The following is a 17,156-nucleotide window of genomic DNA, read 5'->3' on the forward strand; positions in this document are numbered from 1 at the left end:
GAGGGAGCGAAGCGATCGGCCGGCCGGCCGATCCCGTTCAGAACGGCGAGTTCGGGTGGTAGAAGTCCTTGGCGTTGTCCTTGGTGATCAGCACCGACGGGATGATCGTGGTCGCGGGCAGCTTCTCGCCCTTCAGGCGCGCCTCGGCCGTGAGCTTGATGGCGTCGTAGATGAACTTGGGCGAGTAGCTCACGTCGGCCGTGATGCGCTTGTCCTTGCCGTCCATGATGGTCTTGACCATGCCCTTGGCGCCGGCGCCGCCGAACACGATTCTGATGTCGTCGCGCTTGGCCTGCTCGATCGCCTTGAGCACGCCCACGGCCATGTCGTCGTCGGCGGCCCAGATGGCGTCGATCTGCTTGAAGCGCGTGAGGTAGTCCTGCGTGACCTTGAAGGCGTCGTCGCGGTTCCAGTTGGCGTACTTGGCGTCGAGCAGCTTCACGTCGGGGCTGTTCTTGAGCACCGCGTTGAAGGCGTCCATGCGCTCGTTGTCGAGCGTGGTCGCGATGCCGCGCAATGCCACCACGTTGCCCTTGCCGCCGAGCTGCTTGACGATGTACTCGGCCGGGATGCGGCCGAAGGCGGTGTTGTCGCCGGCCACGTAGGCGTCCTGCGCGCTGGTGTCGGTCAGGCCGCGGTCGACCACGGTGACGTAGGCACCCTTGGCCTTGACCTGCGCGACCGGCTTGGTCAGCGCGGCCGATTCGAACGGGAACACGACCAGTGCGTTGATCTTGGTGACCGTCGACAGGTCCTGCAGCTGGTTGGCCTGCTCGGGCGCGTTGGCGGCGGTCTTGATCGTGATCTTCAGGTCCTTGTGTTCCTTCTCGAGATCCTTCTTCGCCTGGTTGGCCCAGTAGTTGATGCCGCCCATGAAGCTGTGGGTGGCGGCGGGGATCGAAACGCCGAGGTTGACCTTGTCCGCGGCGAGCGCGGGCAGGCTGGCGAATGCCGCGGCGGCCACGGCCGTGAGCGCGATGCGTCGGGTGAAACGGGTCATGCTGATGTCTCCTCTTGGTGGATGGAACGGAACGGGAAGGAACCAGGTGTGGCCACGCCCAACGGCGTCATCGCTTTCCTCGCTGGAGGAAGGCCACGATGATGATCACGAAGCCCTGCACCGCGGCATTCAGGTACACGCTGATGATGCTGGTGAGGTTCAGGATGTTGCTGATGACCGAGAGCAGGATCGCGCCCACCACGGTGCCGGTGATGCTGCCCGCGCCGCCCTTGAGCGCGGTGCCGCCGACGATCACCGCGGCGATCGCCTCGAGCTCCCACAAGAGGCCCGTGGTCGGCGAGGCCGAGCCCAGGCGCGGCACGTACAGCAGCGTGGCGATGCCCACGCACACGCCGAGCAGCACGTAGGTCAGGATCTTCACGCGATCGACGTCGACCGCGGCGTAGCGCGCCACCTGCTCGTTGGAGCCGATGGCCTGCACGTAGCGGCCGTAGGCGGTGCGGTTGAGGATCACGCCGCCGACGATGGCGACGATGACGAACACCCACACCGGCACCGGGATGCCCGCGAGGCTCGCGTAGTAGACCGGCGCGTAGAGGTCCGACAGCTCGTTGTCGAGCGTGAGCGCGCCGCCGTCGGCGAAGTAGGTGAGGTAGGCGCGGAAGATGCCGAGCGTGCCCAGCGTGACGATGAAGGGCTCGATGCGGCCCTTGGTGATCAGCAGGCCGTGCGCGAGGCCGAACAGCGCGCCCAGCACCACCGCGAGCACGGCGCCGAGCATCACCGCCATCAGCGGCGAGCCGGTGGCCGGGCCGGCCCAGTTGATGAACATGATCACGCTGCCCGCGATCAGCGCGGCCATCGAGCCCACCGACAGGTCGATGCCGCCCGAGATGATCACGAAGCACATGCCGACCGCGATGATGCCGATGAAGGCGGTGCGCGTGAGCACGTTCATCGCGTTGTCGACGGTGGCGAAGTCGCCGTTGAGCAGGGTGCCGGCGATGCACAGCAGCACCAGGCCGATGACGGGGCCGAGGCCGTGCAGGTGCTCGGTCCAGCGCGCCTTGGGCTGGGCGCGGTGGGTGTCGGCGGTGGGTTCGGGGCTGTTGTTCATGGGGGCCGGGTGTGGGTCGTGGCTCAGTGCGCGCCGGTGGCGTGGGCGATGAGCGCTTCTTCGCTCAGGTGGTCGGCGTCGAGCGTGGCGACCAGCCGGCCCGCGCGCATCACCGCGACGCGGTGGCACAGGCCGATCAGCTCCATGAGCTCGGACGAGATGACGATCACGGCCAGGCCCTCGCGCGCCAGGCGCTGGACCAGGAAGTAGATGTCGCGCTTGGCGCCCACGTCGACGCCGCGCGTGGGCTCGTCGAGCACCACCACGCGCGGGCGCGGCTGCAGCACCTTGGCGAGCGCGAGCTTCTGCTGGTTGCCGCCCGACAGCGACGAGGCCCTGACCTCGAGCGAGCCGGCGCGGATGCCGTAGTCCTTGACCGCTTCGGCCAGCGCGCCGCGCTCGGCCTCGGGCTTGAGCCAGGGCGTGGCGTAGCGCTCGAGCGCCATCAGCGTGAGGTTCTGGCGCAGGCCGAAGTGCACGTGCAGGCCCTTGCCCTTGCGGTCCTCGCTCAGGTAGGTGAGGCCGTGCTTCGCGGCATCGCGCGGGCTGCGCCAGCCCTTGCCGTGGGGCACCGCGCGCCCGAGCATCTCGACGCTGCCGGCGGCGGGCCGCAGGCCCAGCAGGCCTTCGAACAGCTCGGTGCGGCCGGCGCCGACCAGGCCCGCGAAGCCGAGGATCTCGCCGGGGCGCACCTCGAAGCTCGCGTCCCGTGCCCAGCCGGGCACGCTGAAGCCCTGCACGCGCATCGCGGGCGCCTGCGCGGCCGACACCGGGTCGCGCGGCGGATAGAGGTCGGCCAGCTCGCGGCCCACCATCAGGTTGGCCATCTGCTGGCGCGTGACCTCGGCCGTGGGCGAGCGCGCGACGAAGCGCCCGTCGCGCATCACGATCACCTCGTCGGTCACGCGCTCGACCTCGTCGAGCTTGTGCGAGATGTAGACGATGGTCACGCCGTCGGCGCGCAGCTGCGCGATCAGCTTGAACAGGCGCTCGGTCTCGCCGGGCGTGAGCGTGGCGGTGGGCTCGTCCATCACCAGGAGGCGCGCGCGGCGCGCGATGGCCTTGGCGATCTCCACCAGCTGCTTCTCGGCCACGATGAGCCGGCGCACTTTGGTGCGCGGGTCGGCCTGCAGGCCCACTGCGGCCAGCGCGGCGGCCGACTCGCGCTCCATCGCGGCATCGTCGAGGAACAGGCCCTTCTTCTTCTCGTGGCCGAGGAAGATGTTCTGCGCGATGCTCAGGTCCTCGGCGAGGTTGAACTCCTGGTGGATCAGCACGATGCCCAGCGCCTCGGCATCGCGCGAGCCGGCGAACTGCTGCGGCTGGCCGTTGATGCGCAGCGTGCCGCCCGTGAGGCCCTCGTAGCCCGAGAGGATCTTCATCAGCGTGGACTTGCCCGCGCCGTTCTCGCCGAGCAGGCCGTAGACCTTGCCGGGCGCGAGCGCGAAGCTCACGCCGTGCAGCACCTGCACCGGGCCGAAGGATTTCCGCACGTCGTCGAATTCGACGGCCACGCTGGTCTTGCTCTGCGTTTCGCTCATGGCGCGATCCCCCTCGCCTTGAGGCTCTGCTGCATCGCGAGCACGCCGGCGCCGATCAGGCCGCCCTGCGCGGCCAGCGGCGTGTACTGGATCTCGAGGTGGCGCGTCGACAGCGCGAGCGAGCGCTGGTAGACGCTTTGCCGCACCGCCGCGAGGAACAGCGGGCCGATGCGCGTGATGCCGCCGCCGATGAACACATGCGACGGATTGAAGAAGTTGACGACCGAAGCCAGCATCTGGCCGATGAGGTTGCCCGCGCGCTGCACGATAGCGTTGGCCGCGGGATCGCCGGCGCGGCTGGCCTGGCCCACGTCGAGGGCCTCGATGCGGCCCTGGCTGCGCAGCACCTCGGCCAGCACGGCGCTCTCGCCGGCCTCGGCCGCCTGCACCGCCATGCGCGTGATCGCGGGACCGGCCGCCATCGCCTCGACGCAGCCCAGGTTGCCGCAATGGCAGCGCGGCCCTTCCTGGTCGACGCAGATGTGGCCCACGTCGCCGGCCGAACCGGCGGCGCCGCGATAGACCTCGCCGTGGCAGACGATGCCGCAGCCGACGCCGGTACCGATCTTGATGACGAGGAAGTTCGAGAGCGAGCGCTTGAGGCGCCAGAGCTCGCCGAGCGCCATCAGGTTGACGTCGTTGTCGACGAACACCGGCGCGGCATAGTCCTCGCGCAGGTAGTCGCGGATCGAGAAGCTGTCCCAGGCCGGCATCAGCGGCGGATTGACGAGCTGGCCGATCTCGAAGTTGACCGGTCCGGGCACGCCGATGCCGATGCCGAACACGTCGCGCGCCGTGCGGCCGCAGCGGCCCAGCAGTTCGCGCATCAGCGCACGCACGCGCGCCAGCACGACCGCGGGGCCGTCGCGCACGTCGGCCGCTTCCTCGTGCTGCGCGAGCACCGTGAGGTCGGGCTGCAGCACGGCGACGCCGAGGCTGGTGGCGCCGATGTCGACGCCCACGAGCACGCCGAGGTCGGCATGGAGCTGGAGGTTTTCGGGGCGGCGCCCGCCCGATGAGCGCTGCAGGCCGGCTTCGGCCAGCAGGCCCTGTTCGAGCAGCCCGGCGATGAGCGCATTGGCCTTGCTCTTGGAGAAGCCGAGCTCCTCGGCCATGGCATGGCGCGAACCGCCGGCCGACCAGAAGGTGGTCTCCAGCAAACGCATTTCGTCCGCAGTGATGCCGCTCCAGGGTGCCACGCGCGCTTGTCTCCGGTTCTTTGTCGGGACCCGGCGGCATCGAGGCCGGCGGGCGAAGGCGAATACTAGGAGGCCGGCTTCAGCCGGGCAAGGCTGAACTTCGACCATATTCGGATCGAAGATGGCTCGATTCGATCTTGACGGACCCGCTCCGCCCCGGGCCGGGACGAAAAAAAGCCGCCTCGAGGGGCGGCTTTTGCGATGAGCAAGCGCGCGGGCTTACTTCTTCTGGCGGTACTTGCGCAGCGCTGCGATCTGCGCGGCCATCACGGCCAGTTCCGATTGCGCCATCGCGATGTCGATGTCGCTCTTGGCGTTCTTCAGCGCTTCCTCGGCGGCGGCCTTGGCCTGGTTGGCCTTCTCGTCGTCGAGGTCCTTGCCGCGGATCGCGGTATCCGACAGCACGGTCACGGCGTTCGGCTGCACTTCGAGGATGCCGCCGGCGACGAAGACGAACTCCTCGTTGCCGTCGGCCGTTTCGATGCGCACGGCGCCGGGGCGGATGCGCGTGATCAGCGGGGTGTGGCGCGGATAGATGCCGAGCTCACCGGCTTCACCGGGCAGCGCGACGAACCTGGCTTCGCCCGAGAAGATCGACTCTTCCGCGCTGACCACGTCCACATGAATGGTGCCTGCCATGGTGATTCCTTCTTAAGCGACCTTCTTGGCCTTCTCGAACGCTTCGTCGATGCTGCCCACCATGTAGAACGCCTGTTCCGGCAGGTGGTCGGCTTCGCCGTTCACGATCATCTTGAAGCCGCGGATGGTTTCCGACAGCGGCACGTACTTGCCGGGCGAGCCCGTGAACACTTCGGCCACGTGGAAGGGCTGCGACAGGAAACGCTGGATCTTGCGGGCACGGGCCACGGCGAGCTTGTCGTCGGGCGCCAGTTCGTCCATGCCCAGAATGGCGATGATGTCGCGCAGTTCCTTGTAGCGCTGCAGCGTGCCTTGCACGGCGCGGGCCACGTTGTAGTGCTCTTCGCCGACCACGTTCGGGTCGAGCTGGCGCGAGGTCGAGTCCAGCGGGTCCACGGCGGGGTAGATACCGAGCGAAGCGATGTCGCGCGACAGCACCACGGTCGAGTCCAGGTGGGCGAAGGTGGTGGCGGGCGACGGGTCGGTCAAGTCGTCGGCGGGAACGTACACGGCCTGGATCGAGGTGATCGAGCCGACCTTGGTCGAGGTGATGCGTTCCTGCAGGCGGCCCATTTCCTCGGCCAGCGTCGGCTGGTAGCCCACGGCGGAAGGCATGCGGCCCAGCAGTGCCGACACTTCGGTACCGGCCAGCGTGTAGCGGTAGATGTTGTCGACGAAGAACAGAACGTCACGGCCTTCGTCGCGGAACGACTCGGCGATGGTCAGGCCGGTCAGCGCCACGCGCAGACGGTTGCCCGGGGGTTCGTTCATCTGGCCATAGACCATCGACACCTTCGAGTTCGGCAGGTCGTCGAGGTCCACCACCTTGGCGTCCGACATTTCGTGATAGAAGTCGTTGCCTTCGCGGGTACGTTCACCCACGCCGGCGAACACCGACAGACCCGAGTGGGCCTTCGCGATGTTGTTGATGAGTTCCATCATGTTCACGGTCTTGCCCACGCCGGCGCCGCCGAACAGGCCCACCTTGCCGCCCTTGGCGAACGGGCACACCAGGTCGATCACCTTGATGCCGGTTTCCAGCAGGTCCTGCGAGGGCGACAGTTCGTCGTACGCGGGGGCCTTGCGGTGGATGGGGGCGGTCAGCTCCTGGCTGACGGGACCGCGCTCGTCGATGGGCGCGCCCAGCACGTCCATGATGCGGCCGAGGGTGGCCTTGCCGACCGGCACCGTGATGGGTGCGCCGGTGTTGGTCACGACGAGGCCGCGGCGCAGGCCGTCCGACGAGCCCAGCGCAATCGTGCGCACCACGCCATCACCGAGCTGTTGTTGCACTTCGAGGGTCAGCGCGCTGCCTTCGAACTTCAAGGCGTCGTACACCTTGGGCATCTGGTCACGCGGGAACTCCACGTCGACCACGGCGCCGATACATTGGACAATTTTTCCTTCAGCCATGGCGTTTCCTTCTGGATGGATTCTCAATAAATTTGCGACAGGTTCTTGCAGAAGCGTCCTGGTGCCAATGCGGGCCGCTTTTGCAAGAATGCCGGCCGGGCCGGCATCCTCGAGGTCAATGACGATGCGTTCGGATCTCTGCGCTCGCCGTGCTCAGCACTTCATCGCCGTGGCTTGCGCGGCGAAAGCGTCCGACGCAGCCTTGCAGGCCTGGCCCAGGGCGGCCTTGTCGGCGCCCATCGAAGCCCAGGTCGCCTTGGTCTGGTCGAGGCTGGCCTTCATCGCGTCGGCGGCGGCACCGCTTTGCGAGGCGACGCAGGCGCTGACCTTCGTCAGGTAGTCGTTGCACTCTTGCGGCAGGTCGGCGGCCGAAGCCGTCGGTGCTGCTGCGGCCGGTGCCGAAGCGGGCGCTGCCGGTGCCGCGGCGGGAGCCGATGCAGCGGGAGCAGGCGCCGGAGCCGGTGCGGCCGCCGGAGCGGGCGCGGGTGCCGGTGCCTCTTCCTTCTTGGAACAGGCGGTCAGAGCGGCAGCCACGGCTACCAGGGCGAGAAGTTTCTTCATTGAGTCGGGTCCCCTTCTTATGAGCTGGGCCGTTGTCACCGGTCCGCGTGCGAACCCGTGGGCAATGTGGCCCTGTGCATTGCCTCGATCAGACGCCCGCCGCCGCGGCCGCGCCCGACACGATTTCCGAAAGCTCCTTCGTGATGCCGGCCTGGCGGGTCTTGTTGTAGACCAGCTTCAGCTCGCTGATCACGTTGCCCGCGTTGTCGGTGGCGGCCTTCATCGCGACCATGCGCGCCGACTGCTCGGACGCCATGTTCTCGGCCACGGCCTGGTAGACCAGCGACTCCACGTAGCGCACCAGCAGCTCGTCGATGACGCTCTGCGCATCGGGCTCGTAGATGTAGTCCCAGGCGTGCTGGCCGCTCTCGACCTGCAGCGTCTCGGAAGCGAGCGGCAGCAGCTGCTCGACCACCGATTCCTGGCGCATCGTGTTGATGAACTTCGTGTAGCACAGGTACACGGCGCTCAGCTTGCCCTCGGCGTACGCGTCGAGCAGCACCTTGACCGGGCCGATCAGCTTGTCGAGGTGCGGCGTGTCGCCCAGCTGGGTGACATGCGACACCACGCGTGCGCCGATCCGGTTGAGGAAGCCCAGGCCCTTGTTGCCGATGGCGACCGCCTCGACCGCGTTGCCGGCCGACTGCTGCTCGCGCAGCTTGGCGGTGACGGCGCGCAGCACGTTGGTGTTCATGCCGCCGCACAGACCCTTGTCGGTCGTGACGACGATGAAGCCCGCGGCCTTGGCCTCGTTCTCCTTCATGAACGCGTGCGTGTACTCCGGATTCGCCTGGCCGAGGTTGGCCGCGATGTTGCGGATCTTCTCGCTGTAGGGGCGGGCGGCGCGCATGCGTTCCTGCGCCTTGCGCATCTTCGACGCGGCCACCATTTCCATGGCCTTGGTGATCTTCTTGGTGTTCTCCACCGATTTGATCTTGCCGCGGATTTCCTTACCAGCTGCCATGAGGATTCCTTTGGGGGTCGATCAGGCGAACGACTTCTTGAACGAGGTGATCGCCGCGTGCAGTTCGGCTTCCGAGTCCTTGTCGATCGCCTTGGCCTGTTCGACCTTGTCGAGCAGGGCCGCGTGGCTGGTCTTGAGGAACTGGTGCAGGCCGTGCTCGAAGGCCAGGACCTTCTTGACGTCGAGATCGTCCATGAAGCCCTTGTTGACCGCGAACAGCGACGCGCTCATCAGCGAGATGGACAGCGGGCTGTACTGGGCCTGCTTCAGCAGTTCGGTCACGCGGGCACCGCGGTCGAGCTGCTTGCGGGTGGCTTCGTCGAGGTCGGAAGCGAACTGCGCGAACGCAGCCAGTTCACGGTACTGCGCGAGGTCGGTACGGATACCGCCCGACAGGCCCTTGATCGCCTTGGTCTGTGCCGACGAACCCACGCGCGACACCGAGATACCGGCGTTGATGGCGGGACGGATACCGGCGTTGAACAGGTTGGTCTCGAGGAAGATCTGGCCGTCGGTGATCGAGATCACGTTGGTCGGAACGAAGGCGGACACGTCGCCGGCCTGCGTTTCGATGATCGGCAGCGCGGTCAGCGAACCGGTCTTGCCCTTGACTTCGCCCTTGGTGAAGGCTTCGACGTAGTCGGCGTTCACGCGGGCCGCGCGCTCGAGCAGGCGGCTGTGGAGATAGAACACGTCGCCGGGGTAGGCTTCGCGGCCCGGCGGGCGGCGCAGCAGCAGCGACACCTGGCGGTAGGCCACGGCCTGCTTCGACAGGTCGTCATAGACGATCAGGGCGTCCTGGCCGCGGTCGCGGAAGTATTCGCCCATCGTGCAGCCCGAGTAGGCCGACACGTACTGCATGGCGGCCGATTCCGACGCCGATGCGGCCACCACGATGGTGTAGTCCATCGCGCCGGCTTGTTCGAGAGCGCGCACCACATTCTTGATCGACGAAGCCTTCTGGCCGATCGCGACGTAGACGCAGGTCATGTTCTGACCCTTCTGGTTGATGATCGCGTCGATCGCCACGGCGGTCTTGCCGGTCTGGCGGTCGCCGATGATCAGCTCGCGCTGGCCACGGCCGACGGGCACCATCGAGTCGATCGACTTGAGGCCGGTCTGCATCGGCTGGTCGACGGACTTCCGTGCGATCACGCCCGGCGCGACCTTCTCGATCACGTCGGTCATCTTCGCGTTGATCGGACCCTTGCCGTCGATCGGCTGGCCCAGCGCGTTGACCACGCGGCCGATGAGCTCGGGGCCCACCGGCACTTCCAGGATGCGGCCCGTGCACTTGACGGTGTCGCCTTCCGAGATGTGCTCGTACTCGCCCAGAATCACGGCGCCGACGGAATCGCGCTCGAGGTTCAGCGCCAGGCCGTACGACGGGACGCCGTCGGCCGTGGGCGGGAACTCGAGCATTTCGCCCTGCATCGCGTCCGACAGGCCGTGCACGCGCACGATGCCGTCGGTCACCGACACCACGGTGCCCTGGTTACGGATGTCTGCGCTGACGCCAAGCCCTTCGATGCGGCTCTTGATCAGCTCGGAAATTTCTGCGGGATTGAGTTGCATGACTCTTTCCTTCTTTCAATAAATAGGGCTTACCGCGGCGACAGACCGCCTCAGGCGGTGAGCGCTGCTTTCATTTGTTCGAGCCGGGCCTTGACGGACATGTCGAGCACCTCGTCGCCGACCACGGCACGGATGCCGCCGATCAGCTCGGGATCGATCGCGACGCTCGTCTTGAGCTTGCGACCGAAGCGGCGCACGAGCGCCGCCTCGATGTCCTGCAGCGCGGCGCCTTCGATCGGGAAGGCGCTGTAGATCACCGCATCGGACGAACCGCTGCTGGCGTTCTTGAGGGCACGGAACTGGACCGCCACCTCGGGAACGGCCGCGAGGCGGCCGTTGTCGAGGACGGTGCGAAGGAAGTTCGTGCCGAGATCCGGCAGCGGCTGGGACAACAGGCCGGCGACCAGGCCGACGACCTGCTCGGGCGCGACCTTGGGATTGGCCGCGAACTGCATCAGCTGCGGGTTCCCGACGACGGCGGCCAGCTGGTCGATCCAGCCGGCGGTGGCGTCGAGGTTGCCGGCACTGGCCTGGAACAGCGCTTCAGCGTAGGGACGGGCAATGGTCGCGAGTTCGGCCATGTCGTCCTCAGAGCTCGGTCTTCAGGCGCTGGAGCAGGTCGGCATGGACGCCGGCATCGACTTCCTTGCGGAGGATCTGCTCGGCACCCTTGACGGCCAGCGCGGCGACCTGCTCGCGCAGGGCTTCGCGGGCGCGCACGGTCTGCTGCTCGGCCTCGTCGCGGGCAGCCGCGACGATCTTGCTGGCCTCTTCGTTCGCACGGCCCTTGGCTTCTTCGATGATCTGCTGGGCGCGGCGCTCGGCGTCGGCAAGACGGCTGGCGGTCTCGGTGCGAGACGCCGACAGTTCCTGTTCGACGCGCTGGTTGGCGGACTGCAGTTCGGCCTTGGCCTTGTCGGCGGCCGCCAGGCCCGCGGCGATCTTTTGTGCCCGGTCATCCAAAGCCTTCGCGATCGGCGGCCACACGAATCTCATCGTGAACAGCACGAGCAACAGGAAGACGATGGCCTGAACGAACAGGGTCGCGTTGATACTCACGGCAACACCTTTCTAGAGTGGCGTTGAAACCGGATTACTTCGGCAGGGCGGACAGGAAGGGGTTGGCGAACGCGAACAGCAGGGCGATGGCCACGCCGATCAGGAAGGCCGCGTCGATCAGACCGGCCAAGATGAACATCTTGGTCTGCAGGTCGTTCATCAGCTCGGGCTGACGGGCCGACGATTCCAGGAACTTGCCACCCATCAGGGCGATACCGATCGATGCACCGATAGCGCCGAGACCGACGATCAGACCACAGGCGAGGGCAACGAGACCGAGAACGTTGGATGCTTCCATGATGACTCCTTAGATTTAACTGGATGAATGCAAAAGAAAAAGAACGAAAGGGAACCGAGCCTCAGTGGGCCTCATGAGCCTGGCCCAGATAAATGAGCGTCAGCATCATGAAAATGAATGCCTGGAGCGTGATCACCAGAATGTGGAAGATCGCCCAGACAGTACCGGCAATGACGTGGCCCACTGGCAACAGCACTCCCGAGAACGACGCAGCCATCGCACCACCCATGAGCGCGATCAGCATGAAAACGAGTTCGCCCGCGTACATGTTGCCGAACAGCCGCATGCCATGCGACACGGTCTTGGCCACGTACTCGATGATCTGCATGAGCAGGTTGATGATGCCGAGGATCACGGCAAACGCGGGGTTCTTGCTGGTGCCGAACGGCGCGGTCACCAGTTCGTGCGCCCAGCCGCCGGCGCCCTTGATCTTGACGCTGTAGATCAGGCACAGCAGCAGCACGGAGGTCGACAGGCCCAGCGTGGTGGACAGGTCGGCCGTGGGCACGACGCGCATGTACGCGTGGTGCGGATCGTGGCCGGCGACCTCGTGCAGCTTCGCCCAGATGGCCGGCAGCAGATCCACCGGCAGCATGTCCATGGCGTTGAGCAGGAAGATCCAGACGAACACCGTGAGCGCGAGCGGCGCGATGAACTTGCGGCTCTTGGCGTTGTGGATGTTGGCCTTGGCCTGGTTGTCCACCATCTCGACCAGGATCTCGACCGCAGCCTGGAAGCGGCCCGGCACGCCCGGCGTGGCCTTGCGCGCGGCGAGCCACAGCACGAAGCAGCCCAGCGCGCCGATGACCAGCGCATACAGGATCGAGTCGAGGTTGATGATGTTGAAGTCGACGATCGACTTCTGCACCACGGGATTGAGATTCCAGTCGACCTGCCAATGCTGGAGGTGGTGAACGATGTACTCACTCGCAGTCGGTGCGTGTCCTTCGGCGGCCATCTTCAGCGTCTCTTCTTAAACATCAAATCCGGTTCAACAACCTGGGCCGCACCATGAGCGCGATCCAGTACGTCTTCAGGGCGGCGATCACGCCGGCGACCAGCGCCAGCCAGTTCAGCCCGCCGATCAGCCAGGGCGCCGCGACCAGCATGGCCACGGTCAGCACGATCTTGATCGACTCCCACACAAAAAACCTCAGCATGGCAGCCGACTGTGACACTGCACCCGTTCCGCGCCGTACGCCTCGAACGAACAGTGCCGCCGGAACGGCCACCGCGATCGCCCCGTAGAGCGCCGACACGGCAGCCGAAGGCCGTCCAGTCCACATCCATGCCACCCCCGCCACGATCAATCCCAAGGCCACCTGGGCCCCGATCACCCACCAGGGCGACAGTCCGGGATTTTTCTCGCGCAACCGCCGTGCCTCTTCGGGCGTCAGCGGCTTGAAATCATCTTCTTCGGCCTCCACGTGGGCTTCCGGGGTTCTGGTTGTCATTTGGAATGCGACCCCTCGCCAGCCGAGAATTCTACAAAGCCTCTGATTATAAGGACAAACCCGCCCCGATCCGGACATCTTGGGCGCACAAGCGACACATTGGGGACGGCGCTCATAATTTGCGCCATGCAAGCCCTGCCCGCCACCCTGTGCCACCTCGATGGCGAATACCTCCCGCTGCGCGACGCGAAGATCAGCGTCCTCGATCGCGGCTTCATCTTCGGCGACGGCATCTACGAAGTGATCCCGGCCTACGACGGCCACCTGTTCTGCCTCGACGAGCACCTGGCCCGGCTCGAGCGTTCGCTTGCCGAGGTGCGCATCCCGAACCCGCACGACCGCGAGGGCTGGCGCGCCCTGGCGCAGCGGCTCGTGGACTCGGCCACGGAAGAGGCGACCGTTTCAGTCTACATCCAGGTCACGCGCGGGGTCGCGCCGCGCGACCACGCCATGGTCCAGGGCATCGCGCCCACCGTCTTCGCGATGGTCAACCGGCTCAGCCTGCCGAATGAGGCGGCGCGCACCAACGGAGTGAAATGCGTGACGGCCGACGAGTTCCGCTGGGCCAAGGCGCACATCAAGAGCACCAGCCTGCTGGGCGCGGTGATCGCGCGCCAGATCGGCGTCGACGCGGGCGCGACCGAGACCGTGATGTTCCGCGACGAATGGCTCAGCGAAGCGGCCTCGAGCAACGTCTGGGTGGTCAAGGACGGCACCGTGTACGGCCCGCCGCGCGACAACCTCGTGCTGACCGGCATCCGCTACGGTCTGCTCGAGCGCCTGTGCGCCGAGCGCGGCATCCCGTTCGTGCTGCGGCGCATCGCGCGCGACGAGGTGTTCGCGGCCGACGAGCTGATGATCTCCTCGGCCACCAAGGAGGTGCTGCCCGTGACGCAGCTCGACGACCGGCCCATTGGCAATGGCCGACCCGGCCCCATCTACCAGAGCTTGTACGCGGCCTACCAGGAGGCCAAGCGACGCAACGCACAGGCGCAGCAGCCGCCACGAGGAGTATCCGCATGAGCACCGACCGTCCCGACACGCCCGCCACCGACGCCGTCACCGATCCGCGCAAGGATTCGCTGATCGAGTACCCCTCGCAGTTCCCGATCAAGGTGATGGGCGCGAAGGTCGACGGCTTCGTGCACGCGATCACGCAGATCGCCGAGCGCTTCGACCCGGCGTTCGACGCCACCACCGTCGAGCTGCGCGACAGCAAGGCCGGCAACTACCTCGGCGTGACGATCACCGTGACCGCCACCAGCCGCGAGCAGCTCGACGACCTCTACCGCGCCCTGTCCTCGCACCCGATGGTCAAGGTCGTGCTCTGAGTACGGGCGAGCGATGCCGCGTTCCGCGCTGACACGCTGGCGGCACCTCGCGGCCGCGCTGTGCGCGGGCGGCCTGGCGGTGGCCTGCTCCACCGCCCCCAATCCCTACTACGACGCGAGCCGCCCGCACCACCGGCCCGACGGCTTCCAGGACAACTACGTCGAGTTCCAGCCCAAGAACTTCTTCATCGACGTGCTGGTGCGCTGGCAGATCCCGTCCTGGTTCAAGGGCCTGCCGAAGGCGCCCGAGGCGCCGCCGCCGGTGGTCAAGCCCGACCTCGCGCTGCTGCGCGCCAACGCCACGGCGCAGCCGATGCGCCCCACCGCCACCTTCATCGGCCATGCCACCGTGCTGGTGCAGCTGCCGACCGCGACCGGCGGCCTCCACCTGCTGACCGACCCGGTGTTCGGCGAGCGCGCCTCGCCGGTGTCCTTCGCGGGCCCGAAGCGCTTCCAGCCGCCGGGCCTGGCGCTGGCCGAGCTGCCGCGCATCGACCTGGTGCTGATCAGCCACAACCATTACGACCACCTCGACGAGGCCAGCGTGAAGGCGCTCGCGGCGCAGGCCGGCGGATCGCCGCTGTTCGTGGTGCCGCTGGGCATCGCGCCCTGGCTGGCCGAGCGCGGCATCGTCAACGCGGTCGAGCTCGACTGGTGGGACAGCCTCGAGCTGCCGGCCGGCACGGGCGCCGGCAGCGCCCCGCCGCAGGCTTCGCAGGTGCGCATCCAGCGCAACGGCGCGGGCCTCGCGGCCACGACGGACGCCACCCAGGTCTTCCTCACGCCCGCCCAGCACTGGAGCGCGCGCGGCCTCGGCGACCGGCTGAAGACGCTGTGGGGCGGCTTCGCCGTGCTGTCGCCGAAGCTGCAGCTCTTCTATTCGGGCGACACCGGCTATTCGCGCGACTTCGCCGACATCCAGGCCCGCTTCGCGCCGCGCCAGGGCCCGGCCCAGGGCGGCGGCTTCGACCTCGCGCTGCTGCCCGTGGGCGCCTACGAGCCGCGCTGGTTCATGAAGGACCAGCACGTGAATCCCGAGGAGAGCGTGCGCATCCACCGCGAACTCGGCGCCAAGCGCAGCCTGGGCGTGCACTGGGGCACCTTCGCGCTGACCGACGAGGCGCTCGACCAGCCGCCGCGCGACCTCGCCGCCGCGCGCCAGGCCCAGGGCGTGGCCGCCGACGATTTCTTCACGCTCGCCATCGGCGAGACCCGCACCCTGCCCGAGCGGCAGCCCCCACGATGAGCACCGACACCGCAGCGCCCCCCATCGCCCTCGACTGGCAAGGCCGCGTCGACTACGCCGCCACCTTCGCCGCGATGAAGCAGTTCACGCTGGAACGCACGCCCGACACGCCCGACGCGCTATGGATTTGCGAGCACGCGCCGGTCTTCACGCAGGGCATCGCGGGCCGCCAGGACCACATCCTCAACCCCGGCGAGATCCCCGTGGTGCAGACCGACCGCGGCGGCCAGGTCACCTTCCACGGCCCGGGCCAGGTGGTGGCCTATCCGCTGATCGACCTGCGCCGCGCGGGCTACTTCGTCAAGGAATACGTCTACCGGCTCGAGGAGGCGGTGCTGCGCACGCTGTCGCATTTCGGCGTCACCGGCCACCGCGTGGCGGGCGCGCCCGGCATCTACGTGCGCCTGGACGACCCGTTCTCGCACGCCGCCCTCACCGGCCCGCGGCCCGCGCACGACCCGTTCCGCGGCCTCGGCAAGATCGCCGCGCTGGGCATCAAGGTCAGCCGCCACGCCACCTACCACGGCGTGGCGCTCAACGTCGCGATGGACCTCGAACCCTTCTCGCGAATCAACCCTTGCGGCTACGCCGGGCTGCAAACGGTCGACCTTTCTACAATCGGCGTCCAATCCACATGGGAAGAAGCCGCCGCCGTGCTGGGCCGCAAGCTCGGTACTTTCCTGGCGCCTTGACGAGAACTCCAATGAGCACCACCGAAGTCGTCCGCGACGCCCAGAGCGCCGAAACCTACAACCCGCTGGCCAAGCAGAAGGCCGCGGCCAAGCTCTCGCGCATCCCCGTCAAGGTGATCCAGCAGGGCGAGGTGCTCAAGAAGCCCGAGTGGATCCGCGTCAAGGCCGGCAGCCCCACCACGCGCTTCTACGAGATCAAGCAGATCCTGCGCGAGAGCAACCTGCACACGGTCTGCGAAGAGGCTTCGTGCCCCAACATCGGCGAATGCTTCGGCAACGGCACCGCCACCTTCATGATCATGGGCGACAAGTGCACGCGGCGCTGCCCCTTCTGCGACGTGGGCCATGGCCGCCCCGATCCGCTCGACAAGGACGAGCCGCTCAACCTCGCGAAGACCATCGCCAAGCTGCGCCTGAAGTACGTGGTGATCACCAGCGTCGACCGCGACGACCTGCGCGACGGCGGCAGCCAGCACTTCGTCGACTGCATCAGGAACATCCGCGAGCTCTCGCCGATGACGCAGATCGAGATCCTGGTGCCCGACTTCCGCGGCCGCGACGACCGCGCGCTCGAGATCCTCAAGGCCGCGCCGCCCGACGTGATGAACCACAACCTCGAGACCGCGCCGCGCCTGTACAAGGAAGCGCGCCCGGGCAGCGACTACCAGTTCAGCCTCAACCTGCTGAAGAAGTTCAAGGCGCTGCACCCCGACGTGCCGACCAAGAGCGGCATCATGGTCGGCCTCGGCGAGACCGACGAGGAGATCCTCCAAGTGATGCGCGACATGCGCGCCCACGACATCGACATGCTGACCATCGGCCAGTACCTGTCGCCGTCGGGCTCGCACCTGCCGGTGCGCCGCTACGTGCACCCCGACACCTTCAAGATGTTCGAGGAAGAGGCCTACAAGATGGGCTTCTCGCACGCGGCCGTCGGCGCGATGGTGCGCTCGAGCTATCACGCGGACCAGCAGGCGCACGCGGCCGGCGTCTGAGCCGCGCGAGCCCCTGCAACGAGCGGCCTCCGGGCCGCTTTTTTCATGGCGCGGCCCGTCGCCTCGGGCTCACCGGGCGCCGGGCATCTTCGCTATCCTGCACGACCGGCA

At 67.3% G+C, this 17,156-nt stretch carries 19 protein-coding genes; 5 read left to right on the forward strand and 14 right to left on the reverse strand.

Annotation, left to right across the window (positions count from 1 at the left end; translation table 11 throughout):
• Nucleotides 1–37: 37 nt before the first annotated feature.
• The 14 genes from ACEN9J_RS17970 to ACEN9J_RS18035 all read right to left on the reverse strand — a co-directional run bounded on the left by ACEN9J_RS17970 (nt 38) and on the right by ACEN9J_RS18035 (nt 12,781).
• Nucleotides 38–1,000 (reverse strand): substrate-binding domain-containing protein, encoded by a 963-nt coding sequence (locus ACEN9J_RS17970; RefSeq protein ID WP_057593971.1) that lies wholly within the window; start codon nt 998–1,000, stop codon nt 38–40.
• Nucleotides 1,001–1,067: 67 nt separating this feature from the next.
• Nucleotides 1,068–2,078, reverse strand: a complete 1,011-nt coding sequence (locus ACEN9J_RS17975; RefSeq protein ID WP_057593972.1) for an ABC transporter permease — start codon at nt 2,076–2,078, stop codon at nt 1,068–1,070.
• A gap of 23 nt (nt 2,079–2,101) precedes the next feature.
• Nucleotides 2,102–3,619, reverse strand: coding sequence for a sugar ABC transporter ATP-binding protein (locus ACEN9J_RS17980; protein WP_413761689.1), 1,518 nt, complete (start codon nt 3,617–3,619; stop codon nt 2,102–2,104).
• Nucleotides 3,616–4,785 (reverse strand): ROK family protein, encoded by a 1,170-nt coding sequence (locus ACEN9J_RS17985; protein WP_413761690.1) that lies wholly within the window; start codon nt 4,783–4,785, stop codon nt 3,616–3,618. The genes ACEN9J_RS17980 and ACEN9J_RS17985 overlap by 4 nt, the downstream gene beginning before the upstream one ends.
• Nucleotides 4,786–5,037: 252 nt before the next feature.
• A complete protein-coding gene (locus ACEN9J_RS17990) occupies nt 5,038–5,457 on the reverse strand; it encodes a F0F1 ATP synthase subunit epsilon (protein ID WP_057593975.1) in 420 nt (139 codons plus the stop codon).
• 12 nt (nt 5,458–5,469) lie between these two features.
• A complete protein-coding gene (atpD, locus tag ACEN9J_RS17995; protein WP_057593976.1) occupies nt 5,470–6,870 on the reverse strand; it encodes a F0F1 ATP synthase subunit beta in 1,401 nt (466 codons plus the stop codon).
• 153 nt (nt 6,871–7,023) lie between these two features.
• Nucleotides 7,024–7,431: a hypothetical protein gene (locus ACEN9J_RS18000; RefSeq protein ID WP_057593977.1), complete on the reverse strand. Its 408-nt coding sequence runs from the start codon at nt 7,429–7,431 to the stop codon at nt 7,024–7,026.
• Between the two features lie 88 nt (nt 7,432–7,519).
• Nucleotides 7,520–8,395, reverse strand: a complete 876-nt coding sequence (gene atpG, locus ACEN9J_RS18005) for a F0F1 ATP synthase subunit gamma (protein ID WP_057593978.1) — start codon at nt 8,393–8,395, stop codon at nt 7,520–7,522.
• 21 nt (nt 8,396–8,416) lie between these two features.
• Nucleotides 8,417–9,970, reverse strand: a complete 1,554-nt coding sequence (gene atpA / locus ACEN9J_RS18010) for a F0F1 ATP synthase subunit alpha (protein WP_057593979.1) — start codon at nt 9,968–9,970, stop codon at nt 8,417–8,419.
• Between the two features lie 50 nt (nt 9,971–10,020).
• The gene (locus ACEN9J_RS18015; RefSeq protein ID WP_057593980.1) at nt 10,021–10,551 is read right to left on the reverse strand and encodes a F0F1 ATP synthase subunit delta; all 531 of its coding nucleotides are present in this window, start codon (nt 10,549–10,551) and stop codon (nt 10,021–10,023) included.
• Between the two features lie 7 nt (nt 10,552–10,558).
• Nucleotides 10,559–11,029: a F0F1 ATP synthase subunit B gene (locus tag ACEN9J_RS18020; RefSeq protein ID WP_057593981.1), complete on the reverse strand. Its 471-nt coding sequence runs from the start codon at nt 11,027–11,029 to the stop codon at nt 10,559–10,561.
• Between the two features lie 34 nt (nt 11,030–11,063).
• On the reverse strand, nt 11,064–11,327 hold the full coding sequence (gene atpE / locus ACEN9J_RS18025; protein WP_057593982.1) for a F0F1 ATP synthase subunit C: 264 nt from the start codon (nt 11,325–11,327) through the stop codon (nt 11,064–11,066).
• 61 nt (nt 11,328–11,388) lie between these two features.
• Nucleotides 11,389–12,285, reverse strand: coding sequence for a F0F1 ATP synthase subunit A (gene atpB / locus ACEN9J_RS18030; protein WP_057593983.1), 897 nt, complete (start codon nt 12,283–12,285; stop codon nt 11,389–11,391).
• 22 nt (nt 12,286–12,307) lie between these two features.
• The gene (locus tag ACEN9J_RS18035; protein ID WP_057593984.1) at nt 12,308–12,781 is read right to left on the reverse strand and encodes an ATP synthase subunit I; all 474 of its coding nucleotides are present in this window, start codon (nt 12,779–12,781) and stop codon (nt 12,308–12,310) included.
• Between the two features lie 126 nt (nt 12,782–12,907).
• On the opposite strand from ACEN9J_RS18035, the gene ACEN9J_RS18040 reads away from it, so the two are divergent.
• From ACEN9J_RS18040 to lipA, 5 genes are read left to right on the forward strand one after another with little or no spacing between them, the layout of a single operon-like run.
• The gene (locus tag ACEN9J_RS18040; protein ID WP_413761691.1) at nt 12,908–13,804 is read left to right on the forward strand and encodes a D-amino acid aminotransferase; all 897 of its coding nucleotides are present in this window, start codon (nt 12,908–12,910) and stop codon (nt 13,802–13,804) included.
• On the forward strand, nt 13,801–14,112 hold the full coding sequence (locus tag ACEN9J_RS18045) for a YbeD family protein (RefSeq protein WP_057593986.1): 312 nt from the start codon (nt 13,801–13,803) through the stop codon (nt 14,110–14,112). The genes ACEN9J_RS18040 and ACEN9J_RS18045 overlap by 4 nt, the downstream gene beginning before the upstream one ends.
• A gap of 13 nt (nt 14,113–14,125) precedes the next feature.
• Nucleotides 14,126–15,358 carry an MBL fold metallo-hydrolase gene (locus ACEN9J_RS18050; protein WP_413761692.1) on the forward strand — a complete coding sequence of 411 codons (1,233 nt, stop codon included), beginning with the start codon at nt 14,126–14,128 and terminating at the stop codon, nt 15,356–15,358.
• Entirely contained in the window at nt 15,355–16,050 is a 696-nt protein-coding gene (gene lipB, locus ACEN9J_RS18055) for a lipoyl(octanoyl) transferase LipB (protein ID WP_209546163.1), read from the forward strand. The genes ACEN9J_RS18050 and lipB overlap by 4 nt, the downstream gene beginning before the upstream one ends.
• Before the next feature lie 11 nt (nt 16,051–16,061).
• Complete coding sequence (lipA, locus tag ACEN9J_RS18060; RefSeq protein WP_057593988.1) at nt 16,062–17,045, forward strand: lipoyl synthase; 984 nt, start codon at nt 16,062–16,064, stop codon at nt 17,043–17,045.
• Nucleotides 17,046–17,156: the final 111 nt, after the last annotated feature.

The organism is Variovorax sp. Varisp41 (genome assembly GCF_047325085.1).
Classification (GTDB): Bacteria; Pseudomonadota; Gammaproteobacteria; order Burkholderiales; family Burkholderiaceae_C; genus Variovorax.

Coding starts and splice junctions, on each gene's coding strand:
- ACEN9J_RS18035 (WP_057593984.1), bottom strand. CDS start 12,781: ATGACAACCAGAACCCCGGAAGCCCACGTGGAGGCCGAAGAAGATGAT.
- ACEN9J_RS17975 (WP_057593972.1), bottom strand. CDS start 2,078: ATGAACAACAGCCCCGAACCCACCGCCGACACCCACCGCGCCCAGCCC.
- atpD (WP_057593976.1), bottom strand. CDS start 6,870: ATGGCTGAAGGAAAAATTGTCCAATGTATCGGCGCCGTGGTCGACGTG.
- ACEN9J_RS18045 (WP_057593986.1), top strand. CDS start 13,801: ATGAGCACCGACCGTCCCGACACGCCCGCCACCGACGCCGTCACCGAT.
- atpA (WP_057593979.1), bottom strand. CDS start 9,970: ATGCAACTCAATCCCGCAGAAATTTCCGAGCTGATCAAGAGCCGCATC.
- lipA (WP_057593988.1), top strand. CDS start 16,062: ATGAGCACCACCGAAGTCGTCCGCGACGCCCAGAGCGCCGAAACCTAC.
- ACEN9J_RS17990 (WP_057593975.1), bottom strand. CDS start 5,457: ATGGCAGGCACCATTCATGTGGACGTGGTCAGCGCGGAAGAGTCGATC.
- ACEN9J_RS17985 (WP_413761690.1), bottom strand. CDS start 4,785: ATGCGTTTGCTGGAGACCACCTTCTGGTCGGCCGGCGGTTCGCGCCAT.
- atpE (WP_057593982.1), bottom strand. CDS start 11,327: ATGGAAGCATCCAACGTTCTCGGTCTCGTTGCCCTCGCCTGTGGTCTG.
- lipB (WP_209546163.1), top strand. CDS start 15,355: ATGAGCACCGACACCGCAGCGCCCCCCATCGCCCTCGACTGGCAAGGC.
- ACEN9J_RS18050 (WP_413761692.1), top strand. CDS start 14,126: ATGCCGCGTTCCGCGCTGACACGCTGGCGGCACCTCGCGGCCGCGCTG.
- atpB (WP_057593983.1), bottom strand. CDS start 12,285: ATGGCCGCCGAAGGACACGCACCGACTGCGAGTGAGTACATCGTTCAC.
- ACEN9J_RS18040 (WP_413761691.1), top strand. CDS start 12,908: ATGCAAGCCCTGCCCGCCACCCTGTGCCACCTCGATGGCGAATACCTC.
- ACEN9J_RS18000 (WP_057593977.1), bottom strand. CDS start 7,431: ATGAAGAAACTTCTCGCCCTGGTAGCCGTGGCTGCCGCTCTGACCGCC.
- ACEN9J_RS18015 (WP_057593980.1), bottom strand. CDS start 10,551: ATGGCCGAACTCGCGACCATTGCCCGTCCCTACGCTGAAGCGCTGTTC.
- atpG (WP_057593978.1), bottom strand. CDS start 8,395: ATGGCAGCTGGTAAGGAAATCCGCGGCAAGATCAAATCGGTGGAGAAC.
- ACEN9J_RS17970 (WP_057593971.1), bottom strand. CDS start 1,000: ATGACCCGTTTCACCCGACGCATCGCGCTCACGGCCGTGGCCGCCGCG.
- ACEN9J_RS17980 (WP_413761689.1), bottom strand. CDS start 3,619: ATGAGCGAAACGCAGAGCAAGACCAGCGTGGCCGTCGAATTCGACGAC.